An 11,442-nucleotide genomic window follows, 5' to 3' on the forward strand; every position below is an offset into this window, starting at 1 on the left:
GCTGACGACCCAGTTCCGACGTGATCGAGCCAAAAAGCTCAGGATCACGATCAGCAAGGGACTGGGTGAAAAATCCGTCTGAACGATGCGGTGCATTCACGGGTCATATCTCCTTATAGGGGAACGCAATACAGTCAGGGCTGCGTTGGAAGCCAGTGTGTGGTGTTTGATGGTGCCCTCAGATCACACGGTCCCGAGGTTCACGGCCTTCGAAAAAATCGCTCAGGTTGTCGAGAACCCGAAACCCCATCGCCTCGCGTGCTTCGCGTGTTGCACTGCCCAGATGAGGCAGCATGACGAGGTTGTCGCATTGCAACAGGTCCGGGCTGACACGCGGTTCACCATCGAAAACGTCCAATGCAGCGCCGCCGATCATGTCAAACATCAAAGCCTGGATCAGCGCCCATTCGTCGATCACTTCGCCCCGTGCAGTATTTATCAGGAATGCGTCAGGCCTCATCAGGCCAAGTCTGCGCGAATTGATCAGATGACGGTTGGCTGCGCCGCCCGGACAATGCAATGAGACAAAGTCACATTGCGGCAGCAGGTCGTCTATGGTGTCCACCTGTCTCGCATTGCACTCGGCGAGAACATCGGGCGGTACGGCGCTTCGGTTGCAGACCAGCACGTCCATACCGAACCCGTGATGAGCACGGCGCGCCATCTCCTGTCCGATACGGCCATATCCGATGATGCCCAGTGTCTTACCGCTGACCTTGGTTCCCACCAGATGCGTCGGCCGCCATCCTGTCCACTTACCTGAACGCAGCTCGCGTTCACCCTCGCCTGCCCGACGCGCAACCATCAGCAGAAGGGTCATGGCGATATCGGCGGTGCATTCGGACAAAACATCGGGCGTGTTGGTCACGGTCATACCCAATTCGCGTGCCGATGGCTCGCAGATATGGCTGTACCCAACACCATAATTGGCAAGAATCTTCGTCTGTACACCTGGCACATCCAGTGCCTCGGCGCTCAGCGTGTCCGTTACAGTGGGCAGAACGGCGTCATAAGATTTCAACGCTTGCCGGATTTCAGCCGGGGACATGGGTTTGTCCCCGATGTTCAGTACGGTGTTGTAGTTCTCGGCCAGCTGTGCCTCAACGGCAGCGGGCCAGCGACGGGTTACCAGAACCGAAGGTTTGACCATCACGCAGCCTCCATCACTCGGGCGATTGTCTCACCGATCACGGCAGGGTTTTCGGCCACGGTGACACCTGCGGCGGAAAGAATCTCGACCTTTTCGCTGGCGCTTTCGCCGAAGGCCGAGATGATCGCACCTGCGTGCCCCATGGTACGGCCTTTCGGAGCTGTCAGGCCGGCGACATAGGCGATCACAGGTTTGGAGATGTGGTCGCGAATATATTCGGCGGCTTCCGCCTCCTGCGGGCCTCCGATTTCACCGATCATCGCAATGACATGCGTGTCTTCGTCATCTTCAAACCGCTGAAGGATGTCTTTGAAGGATGACCCGTTTATCGGGTCGCCTCCGATCCCGACGCTGGTCGAAACGCCGATCCCACGCTCTTTCAGCTGGGCCGCCGCCTCATAACCCAATGTCCCCGAGCGACCGATGATCCCTACATGCCCGGGAAGATAGATATGTCCCGGCATGATGCCCAACAACGCCTTTCCGGGCGAGATGGTGCCGGCGCAGTTCGGACCGGTCAGCACCATGCGCTTCTCTTTGGGGTAGCGATACATATACCGTTTTACCCGGATCATATCCTGTGCCGGAATGCCGTCGGTGATGCAGACGCAATAGCGGATACCGGCATCTGCGGCCTCCATGATCGAATCCGCAGCGAACGGGGGCGGCACGAAGACCAGGCTGGCATCCGCGCCGGTGACTTCGACGGCCTGCTTGACGGTGTCAAAAACCGGAACGCCTTCGACGGTTTCGCCACCCTTGCCGGGCACCACGCCACCCACCACGTTTGTGCCATAGTTCAGCATGTCCTTGGTATGGAACCGGGCCATACGACCGGTGATGCCCTGTACGATGACGCGCGTGTCACGATCGAGAAGAATGCTCATTAAACAGCCCTCATCTTGGTGCCTTGAGTAAGGTCGTTTTTCCACGCGCCCACAGCGCGTTCTGCCGCCTCCATCAGCGTCGTGGCGCGAATGATCGGCAGTCCGGATTTGGCAAGGATTTTCTGGCCTTCTTCGACATTCGTTCCGGCCAGCCGCACAACGACCGGAAGATCGAGATCAAGTTCCTTCAACGCCTGCACGACACCTTCAGCCACCCAGTCGCAGCGGTTGATACCAGCGAAGATGTTGACCAGAATGGCCTGAACATTGTCATCCGACAGAACCAGCCGGAACGCCTTGGCCACCCGTTCAGGCGACGCGCCTCCCCCGATGTCGAGGAAATTTGCAGGCTCGCCGCCTGCCAGCTTGATCGTGTCCATGGTGGCCATCGCCAGACCGGCCCCGTTGACGATGCAGCCGATATTGCCGTCAAGTCCGACATAAGACAGCCCACGATCCGCGGCGCGGCTTTCTCGCGGGTCTTCCTGGCTCTTGTCGCGCAATTCGGCGATCTGGGGGTGGCGGAACAGGGCGTTGTCGTCAAAGCTCATCTTGGCATCCAGCGCCAGCACCCGATCATCACCGGTGATGACCAGCGGGTTGATTTCAACCATCGTGGCGTCGAGATTGCTGAAGGCGGCATAACAGCCCTGCAACGTCCGCACCATTTGCTGGATCAGTTTGGCTTCAACCCCAAGATTGAAGGCGATTTCACGGGCCTGAAATTCCTGAAGCCCGACGGCCGGTTCCACGATGGACCTTACTATGCTGTCGGGGCGGTCGGCCGAGATATCCTCGATCTCCATTCCGCCTTCGGACGAGGCAACGATCATCACCCGCTGGCTGGAGCGGTCCAGAACAAAGCCAAGGTAAATTTCGCGGTCAATCGGTACTGCGGCTTCGACATAAACACGATAGATGCCTTTGCCTTCAGGACCTGTCTGATGCGTGACCAGCTTGCGACCGAACAGATCATCACAAGCCTTGTAGATTTCGTTTTCGCTGTTGCAGAGCTTGACCCCTCCGGCCTTGCCGCGACCGCCCGCATGGACCTGCGCCTTGACAATCCATTTGTCGCCACCCAGTTCACGCGCCCGGTAGGCCGCTTGTTCAGGACTGTAGGCAAGCGCACCCGCGGGCACATCGACGCCAAATTTCGAAAGAACCTCTTTCGCCTGATATTCGTGGATATCCATCTGATGCGCTCCTGTTTACGCAGCTATTGAAGTGCCGTAACGGCTTTCCAGCAGAGCTTCGATCGCGTCTTGATCGACCTCACCGCCCAGCTCGCGAATGGCTTCGGCGAACAGGCGTACGATCCGGCTGACGGCCTCTCGATTCAATTGATTGAGGATGCCGATGCGCACCTGCACCGGTTCGCTCAAAGTGGGCCAGATGCCAAACCCGCGTGCACGGCAGTTCTGCACCAGTTCCATCTCGCGGCCAGAAAGTTCGGAAGGCAGGTTGAGCACGACCAGGCTGGGCATGTCCGAGGTGACCTCGCATCCCATCTCGGTCACCGCGTCCCGAAGAACCTTTTCATGCGTCCGGTAAGACATCGATCGCTTGGCCAGACCTTCCTGCAAGGTCAGGCGCAATGACTCGTGGAACGCAGCCACTGCGTACCCCGAATGGGTTCGGTGGTAGGTGCCCTTTTCCACGTCCTGCCCATCGACGATGCCCCAGTGACGGGCCTCAAAAATCGGATTGTGCACATAGGTATAGGCACCTGTGGATTTCAACGTCTCGATATAGGCATCGGTAAAGCTGACAGGTGCATAGGTCAGCGGCAGGCAGCACAGGCCTTTCTGCGGACAGGATGCCCAACCTGCGACACCCGGATAGTCATCGATCGAAAAGTCTTCGACACCCAGAGACGAAACCGCATCGATCAGCCCCATCGCCCCATGACGTTCACACGCGTCCGAGAAACCGCGCAGGTCATTCACCCTGCCGGATCCGGTTTCCCAATGCGCCATGAATGCCCATTTCGGTTTGTGTCCAGCCAGAGCGGCTTCAACCATCTCAGCCGCCACCGGTTGGCCATGTGGAACTTCGACTACTGTGACGCTCGCCGCCTGTGGGTCAAGCGGGCTGGCCGCGTGCTCGGCGGCCGTGGCCGCCTTGATGCGCAGCGTCAGCGCGTCGATCCCCGAGAATGTGCCGTTGGTGAACGCAACAACCTTGTCGCCCGGCATGACGGCCGAGAACATGGTGTCCAGAGCGCTCCAGCCGGTACCCGCGACAGCGAACGTATAAGCGTTTCCAGTGCCCCAGATTTTCCGCAGCATATGCTTGCATTCGATCATGCCCCTGAGGACATCGCCCTGCATGTGATCGGCAACACCTGCGTCGGCGAAGGCTTTCAGAACACGTACATCCGTGTTGCCCGGCCCTGGCCCCGCGGCGAGGGTCTCGGGAATTTCGAGCGGAGGGAAAATCTGAAAAGTCATGGTCTGACATCCTCGGCAGTTGGTCGGGCATTGCGGCCTGATGTGTTAAGGTGTCGACCAGAAAACGCGAGCTTGCCCAACGGCGCAACGTAACTTACTACTGCTTTTGGATGTCTAAAAGTATGGGGTTTTCCCACCTATATTGGTAAAAATACCAAGGTATACCGAAAATTTCCCCATTCTTTTGGGTAGTTTTTTAGAAAGTCAGGGCAAAATCATATGGTTGAAACATCGGGCAGACCCATCGACATCATGCTTGCCGACAGCAATCCGCTGGTTCTGTCTGCCATGTCGGAAATATTCGAACGTGATCCGCGATTCTCTCTGGTTGCCACGTCGGCGACGGCAGAAGGTTTTCTGGGAACGGTGATGCGGATACCCGTACAGGTCGGCGTCGTGGACTGGACGCTTCCGGCCCTGGGCGCCGCCAAACTGATCGAGGTGCTGCGCGATCAGGCCGATGCTCCGCGCTTTGTCATCTACGGCGATGCCTCCGGAGATGTCCCGCGATTGGCCATGCAGGCGGGTGCCGCTGGATTTGCTGCCCGCTCGGGCGAGGTTGACGTGCTTCTTGAGACCTGTGCCGAAGTGGCAGCAGGCAAGATGGTGTTTCCGTTCATCGACGTCCGGAAGATGAAACAGGATCCGATTCAAAGCCTTTCACGCAAGGAACGCGCCATTCTGGAGGCCTTGGCACAGGGGATGTCGAACCGGGAACTGTCCAAGGAACTTCAGATATCCACCAACACGGTCAAGTTTCACCTGTCAAATATCTATGAGAAGCTGAACGTCAAAAACAGAACACAAGCCATTGCGTTTTTCTATTCGTCCCACCGTGGCGCCGACTAGACGACGAGAACAGAGAGCCCGGATGACTGAAATCAAAATAAACGTTGTCGGTGCCGGGCGGGTCGGCAAAACGCTGATCAGCCTTCTGGATGGCACTGATGGCTGTCGTATTCAGGATGTTCTGAGCACATCCTTTCACTCGGCAGATGAAGCCGCCCAATTGTCCAAAACCGGGCGCGTTGCAGGAAGCTATGCCGATTTGCGACCCGCCGATCTGTGGATCATATCAGTGCCCGACACGCAAATTTCTTCGGTGGCCCACGAATTGAAAGAGGCGTTCGAGAACCAAGAAATAACCGGGAGGCCTTCAGTGGCGTTCCATTGCAGCGGCTATTATCCCGCCGAGCAACTGGCGTCGTTGCGCAGCCTCTCGTGGTCTCTGGCCAGCGTTCACCCCGTCCTGTCCTTCGCCGATCCACAGGCCGCTGCCGCGCAATTCAAAGAGGCGCTGTGCGGGTTGGAAGGCGACGAAGAAGCCACAGCGTTCATTCAGCCGCTTCTGGAAGGATTGGGAGCCACCTGTTTTCCCATCCGGTCTCAAAGCAAAAGCCTGTATCATGCAGCCGCTGTGATATCGAACAACTTCGCCGTTGTCTTGCAGGCCATCGCCCGCGAGGCGTGGGCCGAGGCGGGCGTGCCGGACGAAACTGCCCGCAAGCTCAACGCTGGTTTATTGAGCAGCACAGTCGAAAACGTCGGCCTTCTTGGGCCGCAAGCTGCCCTGACCGGTCCAGCGGCAAGAGGGGACGAAGAGGTCGTTGCCCGGCAGGGTGCGGATGTAGCGGAGTGGCACCGCGATGCAGGTGAAATTTACAAGCAAATGAGTTCGCTGGCGCAGAAGCTGAAGGCAACCGGTTTCACGAAATAATCGCCAGATCCATTGCTGGAAAGCACTTTGGAACCTGCGCTCGAAACGCGTCGCGGGAAAGGCAGGCCCGAGCGTTTCTTTTGCGAATCCCTGAAACGTGTTACGTTGGGTCAACTTTCAAGATTTGATTTTCCCCGCACTCAGTTTCTTGCCGCGCTTTCCAACGAGGTGACTTCATGTCCGACTCCAGCAGTGAGCCCCCGCGTATTACGCTGTCCCTTCCGACCTCCCGACCAAATCCCACGATCTCGGCGGAAATCTCAGGATCGGCCAGCTTTACAGCTGACAGTGTTGACGATCTCAGACGCGTCGAAGCCGAGAAACTCAAGGCGTTGCGCCGTGGTGTCGGTATCGACCTGTCCGCCGAAGTAATCAACGATCTGGTCGATCAGCGCGTGCAGGCCACTGGTGCAGTCTTTCGACAGCTCGAAACCATTCGCAAAGATCTGGCCGAAGGATTTCTGGGCGCTGTCGTCCCTACCCTTGCCCCGAAACTGCGCGGAGAACTGATCAATCCCGACGGGACCCCCGCCGAGCGGGTAATCGTTGAAGCGCTGCGCCCCACCTTTACCGCCAATGAAGGTATCGACAACGCGGATTTTTCCTGGGCTGTAAAAGCCGCCGTTACGGATGCGCGGGGCCTGTTTTCCCTTGATCTGCCCAACTTGCGGTTGCCGCAAAATGGCCTGAGGTTGCGAATTCGCGGGCAGAACACCACTCTGACTGAAGCGGTGCCGCGCATTGATGCATTGGATGGCGAACTGGGACTTGTGGTGCTGGATCGCACTGTCCTCCCTTTGCAGCGCTCGGTCCTGGGCGAGCTTGCTGATATTCTGCCGGTGGATCCCGAGGATGCGGAAGAAAACATATCCGATTTCACTGGCACGCAGGCGCCCATCGTGCTGGGCGAAGGTGACTGCGCCTCGGAATACCGGACCGAAGGTGGCACAGTTTCACGACGGCGCTATTCGGTTCTCTACCGGTTGATTGATCCGCTGGTCGGGCCGAAAAATATCGTCCGAACCCGCCCTGTTGGCGGCAATCGCTTTGTCACGACAATCCCGGGCAGCACTTTTGCGCAGGCCAACCTTTCTGCCGAAACCCTTTTGAACGCTTTCAACAATGACGGCGGAGACTGGGATTTTCGCGATCGGATACCAATTGACGAACCCATTGATGTAGAAGATTTCTTCGAAGATCTTGAGCAGCGCCCGCAAGATGTGCCAAAGGCCTCCAGCCTTGCGCTCGGCTACATTGCCAAGATGCGCTCGACCGCCGTTCACGCCGGTATGTCGTTGGGCCGTCTGGTCTATTCCCTGCCGCTTGCCCCGGGCGAGGAACAGCGGATCGTCGTTTCGGAACAACGTGAAACCCTGACCGTGCGCGAACGTGAAAGCCTGACGTTCGAGGAACAACAGGAATTCGAAGAAGCGCGCGACACTTCCTTCAACAGTACGTTTGAAACCGCGCTCGATGAAGTGATCCGCGGTACGTCCTCCTTCTCGACCAAGGCGTCTACAAAGAGTTTTGGTGGTGCGGGTGGCATTGGTGGCGGTCTGTTTGGCGGCATCGGGGCCATAGTTGGCGGGGTCGGCTTCAGCGGAGCGCGCTCCAGTTCCAACTCGTCAGGCAGTTCGTCCAACACGCAGAACACGTCACGCGATTTTCTGTCAGATACGCATGAGACGTTCTCGGCCGCGCTGGAACGGGCCGCTTCTGTCAAAAGAAACTCTGCCCGAACAAGTGTGCGAACCGCAACGGCAAGTGATCGGCGGACGGCAACAACAAAGTTCGTGGCCAACCGCAACCATTGTCATGCAATGACGATGCAATGGTTCGAAGTTCTGCGCGACTTTTCCCTGGAAACGCGGATCGAAGGGGTGCAATTGGTGGTCTTCGTTCCAATGCAACTCATCCGCTTTCGCCGCCTGGGGCAAGGCGATCAATTGCCGGGCAATGTCAACCGGTCCGGGTTGCTGCACCGATACAAAGTGATCCTGCGCCACGCAGACGTTTTCCGCCGCGTGTTCCGAAACCGTCGCAGATTCCGCACCGCGCTCAAACTGCTGGAAGAGTTTTATGCCGACAAGGACGCATCTCCGCAAAATGCTCCGGGTGTCGCGCAGGACATCGTCAGTTTTGAGGCTCAGGGCACTTTTATGCCTAACGATGACATTTCCGCCGTGATCTTCACTCAGGATGGCGACCGCGTCGGGCCGGTGCCTCTGACCGGATCGCCGATTGACATCGACAACCTGCATGACTTGCCTGCCGAGACACGTGAAAACTTGCTGGTTCGGCTGGCTGACGCGCGCCGCGATCCAACGAAGCGGCGGACTTATACCGGATCCGTGGCTTTGCCCCGCTCGGTCGAACGTTCGGACATCGCCCGCGTCGAGTTGCGCAGGCGGACGGGCTCTTTTGCCTACTCATTCTATACCGGCCCCGACCCGATCAACATCTTCAACATTTGGGAGCATATCTCGAACCTAGAAGATGCCGATGATCTGGATCGCGCCACGCGCAACATCAACCGGAGTCTTCACACGACGATTTCGGGTTCGGATTTCGACGATCTGGTCGGCGCGCCAATGATCAGCGAGTTTGAGGCGCGCATGAACGAAGACGCACAGACCATCGTTGACGACAACACATTCCAGGCATTGCCTGCAACCCTACCCTATTCCGTACAGGAAGTGCCGGACGTGCTGTCGCGTCGTGATCTACGGCGGATCGAAGAAATGTATCAACATATCGTGGCCGACACCGTTCGCTATTCCCGCGTGATCTGGGCCAGTATGACGGATGAAGAACGCGCCATCCTGCTGGAACGTTTCACGATTGGCGTGCCGGATGGCGGGTTGGATGACGCTTCAAGCGAGATATCACTGCTCAGCACAGTCCAAAACAAGGTGTTGGGCTTCTACGGCAATGCGATGATCATGCCATTCTCGATCCCGCCCGATCTGGCCGACAGAATGGAGATGCGGACCGGCGACATTCAGGACAGTCTGTTAGCCTTCCATAGGGAAGACTTCCGACCACCGCGCCGCACGATCTCACTGCCGACCAGAGGCCTGTTGGGCGAGGCAGTACTGGGCCGCTGCAATTCCTGCGAGATGATCGACCATCGCCGCTTTTGGAACTGGCAGGACAGCCCGACGCCACCTCCGGTTGGTGACGCGCCGGTCTTACCCGCGGACAGCGATGCAATCTTTGGCACCCGTGCGCCATCAGACCTGCCGGCCAATCAACCTTCGAACACGCTCACCATCGCAGGTGGGGACATTGGCACAGGCCAGGCCGTGCCCACTTCGCAACTGGCCGAAATCCTCAAGGCCGCGCCTGATCTCGCGCGGGCGGGAACCGATCTGACAGGTCTGAAGGAGTTGCAGGCGCAACTGGCACTGGAAACACAATCAGTCGCCGCCGGTCGGGACAAGGCCATAGACACAGCGACGGATCTGACCAAAGAGCTTGTCGGCAAGGCCACTGAGCTTGCGGGCAAGGGCCAGGAGATCGCTGCGGCCCGCAAAGAGGAAGAAGCCAAGAAACAAGCTGCCGAAAAGAAAAAGTCAGCTGACAACAATGCCGCAAAGATCAAGGGGTTTGAAGATATCGCCAAGAACGCCTCGGGTGTTTCTGCGCTGATCGGCGGGCAACCGGACGGCAACCAAGCGGCCTTTACGCAAAACCTGTTCAAGGATTTCCCCGGCGGTGCTGCCGCTCTGGCGAATCCCTCCAACACGTTGCTTCTGGCCAAGCTCTTTGGGGCCTTTACCAAAGCGAATACAGATGCGGATGACGGCAGCGCAACCAAGGCCGGCAGCCAGTCCGTTCTGGATTTCCTCAATGGCCTGAGCGCCCCTGCGGAGGACGACGATGAGTGACACCAGCACAAATGCAACCCCCGAACCCGGTATTGATGAAAGCCTTGCCGAGGCCATCATCAATATTCTCGAAACCACCAACTCTCCGGCAATACAGCGCGCCCGAGAGGTGATAGCCCACAGGCTGGCCATCGCAGGAGACGTTGCCCCATCCCGCATCCCAGCGCCGCGCAATATCACCGAGATCGGCGGCTACTTAAATCTGCTGAGCGAATATGGAGAGGCCGAACAGCGCTCGCGCATGATCGCGGCCGCTCTGGGCATAGCAGGGCCGCAGATTTCGCTGCCACAGCCCGGTGCCGTTCCACCGTTGTCCTTTGTCACACGTGACGGCGCCCGACCTGCGGGGCCACAACAACCCAGCTTCCCGTTGACCTATACGATCCGCAGCGACTTTGTTCCGGCCTTTGACAATGCTGTGCAGGAAATCACGATCCGTGGTGGCGCGGTTCCGATTTTGACACCCGTCAGGATTCTGCCTGCTGCGGGGTCTGCGCCCGCAACAGACGGCTCTGCGCAGTTGGCTCTGATCGGCCGAACATTCAGCCTGGCACCAACTGCGGCTTTACACGCCGTGGCAACCGATCCCCTGTCGCTAAGCCGCCCGACTGCTGGTGGCGGTTTCGAGGTTTTGGTTCGGGTCATCGACGCCACCGCTCCGATCGCCGGAACCATCGCGGCGGCAGACTGGACGAGTTGGGAATGCGATGCCGCAGCCTGTTCCGAGGTCGACAGCAATGATGCGCGCTTTGCGCTCACGCCACTACTGAACGCCGCCGGGTGGCACCAGACAGCTGATCCCGGCAATCCGACCAGCCTGTCGAATCCCGGAACCTGGGCAGAATGGCGCAATATCACCGGGCTTGTGCCGGGCGTCACGCGGTTTGCGGACGAGCTGCAACTGCTTTATTCCGCTGAAATGCTCATTACCTCACCGGTCTTCAATCAACTGGACAATGTCTGGACAGGAAACGAATTTGCCGCACCATAGCGCGGCTGCTTGAAACGCATGAAAGTGATTTGGCAAGACTCCCTTCAAGGGGTTTAATGCAATCAGGAGGTCAGCCATGCAAAACCCGGAGCGTTTCGAGAAGTTCTATTTCGCCAAAGTCGGCATGGGCGAAGCCTGTGGCTGCGCCGAGCGGGTAATCGACGTGTTCGAATTCAATCGCAAAGGCGGTGCGCAATCCAAACAACCTGTGAAACAGGACAGGCGCAGACGCGGATCTTTTCGGGCATGGGCTGTCAGATATGGGCTGATGAGCCGAAAGCGGACATAATCCAGGCCTGACGACGCACAGGGTTCGCTTTCGGCTTCATGGCTTGGCTCAGGCGGCGTGATAGC

Annotated in this window: 9 protein-coding genes; 5 read left to right on the forward strand and 4 right to left on the reverse strand. The window is 58.2% G+C overall.

All coding sequences use genetic code 11. The features are described 5' to 3' along the window. Positions 1 to 178: 178 nt before the first annotated feature. The 4 genes from AC2FJB_RS21225 to AC2FJB_RS21240 are packed head-to-tail and all read right to left on the reverse strand — an operon-like array spanning position 179 to position 4,490. A complete protein-coding gene (locus AC2FJB_RS21225; RefSeq protein WP_496677323.1) occupies positions 179 to 1,150 on the reverse strand; it encodes a 2-hydroxyacid dehydrogenase in 972 nt (323 codons plus the stop codon). Continuing rightward, positions 1,150 to 2,037: a succinate--CoA ligase subunit alpha gene (sucD, locus tag AC2FJB_RS21230; RefSeq protein WP_117873560.1), complete on the reverse strand. Its 888-nt coding sequence runs from the start codon at positions 2,035 to 2,037 to the stop codon at positions 1,150 to 1,152. The genes AC2FJB_RS21225 and sucD overlap by 1 nt, the downstream gene beginning before the upstream one ends. Beyond that, complete coding sequence (locus tag AC2FJB_RS21235) at positions 2,037 to 3,233, reverse strand: malate--CoA ligase subunit beta (protein ID WP_496720727.1); 1,197 nt, start codon at positions 3,231 to 3,233, stop codon at positions 2,037 to 2,039. Before AC2FJB_RS21235 ends, sucD begins: the two co-directional genes overlap by 1 nt. 15 nt (positions 3,234 to 3,248) lie before the next feature. Then, the gene (locus AC2FJB_RS21240) at positions 3,249 to 4,490 is read right to left on the reverse strand and encodes a pyridoxal-phosphate-dependent aminotransferase family protein (RefSeq protein ID WP_496720729.1); all 1,242 of its coding nucleotides are present in this window, start codon (positions 4,488 to 4,490) and stop codon (positions 3,249 to 3,251) included. 219 nt (positions 4,491 to 4,709) lie between these two features. Between AC2FJB_RS21240 and AC2FJB_RS21245 the strand changes: the two genes are divergently transcribed. From AC2FJB_RS21245 to AC2FJB_RS21265, 5 genes are all read left to right on the forward strand, one after another. Then, on the forward strand, positions 4,710 to 5,339 hold the full coding sequence (locus tag AC2FJB_RS21245; protein ID WP_496720731.1) for a response regulator transcription factor: 630 nt from the start codon (positions 4,710 to 4,712) through the stop codon (positions 5,337 to 5,339). Positions 5,340 to 5,361: 22 nt separating this feature from the next. After that, positions 5,362 to 6,207, forward strand: coding sequence for a Rossmann-like and DUF2520 domain-containing protein (locus AC2FJB_RS21250; RefSeq protein WP_496720733.1), 846 nt, complete (start codon positions 5,362 to 5,364; stop codon positions 6,205 to 6,207). Positions 6,208 to 6,383: 176 nt separating this feature from the next. Further along, entirely contained in the window at positions 6,384 to 10,097 is a 3,714-nt protein-coding gene (locus AC2FJB_RS21255) for a hypothetical protein (RefSeq protein WP_496720735.1), read from the forward strand. Next, a complete protein-coding gene (locus tag AC2FJB_RS21260; protein WP_496720736.1) occupies positions 10,090 to 11,088 on the forward strand; it encodes a hypothetical protein in 999 nt (332 codons plus the stop codon). Before AC2FJB_RS21255 ends, AC2FJB_RS21260 begins: the two co-directional genes overlap by 8 nt. 76 nt (positions 11,089 to 11,164) lie before the next feature. Then, positions 11,165 to 11,377 carry a hypothetical protein gene (locus AC2FJB_RS21265; RefSeq protein WP_117873572.1) on the forward strand — a complete coding sequence of 71 codons (213 nt, stop codon included), beginning with the start codon at positions 11,165 to 11,167 and terminating at the stop codon, positions 11,375 to 11,377. The last annotated feature ends 65 nt before the right edge of the window (positions 11,378 to 11,442 follow it).

Source organism: Ruegeria sp. CDSC085, from assembly GCF_059610465.1.

Coding starts and splice junctions, on each gene's coding strand:
- AC2FJB_RS21225 (WP_496677323.1), bottom strand. CDS start 1,150: ATGGTCAAACCTTCGGTTCTGGTAACCCGTCGCTGGCCCGCTGCCGTT.
- sucD (WP_117873560.1), bottom strand. CDS start 2,037: ATGAGCATTCTTCTCGATCGTGACACGCGCGTCATCGTACAGGGCATC.
- AC2FJB_RS21235 (WP_496720727.1), bottom strand. CDS start 3,233: ATGGATATCCACGAATATCAGGCGAAAGAGGTTCTTTCGAAATTTGGC.
- AC2FJB_RS21240 (WP_496720729.1), bottom strand. CDS start 4,490: ATGACTTTTCAGATTTTCCCTCCGCTCGAAATTCCCGAGACCCTCGCC.
- AC2FJB_RS21245 (WP_496720731.1), top strand. CDS start 4,710: ATGGTTGAAACATCGGGCAGACCCATCGACATCATGCTTGCCGACAGC.
- AC2FJB_RS21250 (WP_496720733.1), top strand. CDS start 5,362: ATGACTGAAATCAAAATAAACGTTGTCGGTGCCGGGCGGGTCGGCAAA.
- AC2FJB_RS21255 (WP_496720735.1), top strand. CDS start 6,384: ATGTCCGACTCCAGCAGTGAGCCCCCGCGTATTACGCTGTCCCTTCCG.
- AC2FJB_RS21260 (WP_496720736.1), top strand. CDS start 10,090: ATGAGTGACACCAGCACAAATGCAACCCCCGAACCCGGTATTGATGAA.
- AC2FJB_RS21265 (WP_117873572.1), top strand. CDS start 11,165: ATGCAAAACCCGGAGCGTTTCGAGAAGTTCTATTTCGCCAAAGTCGGC.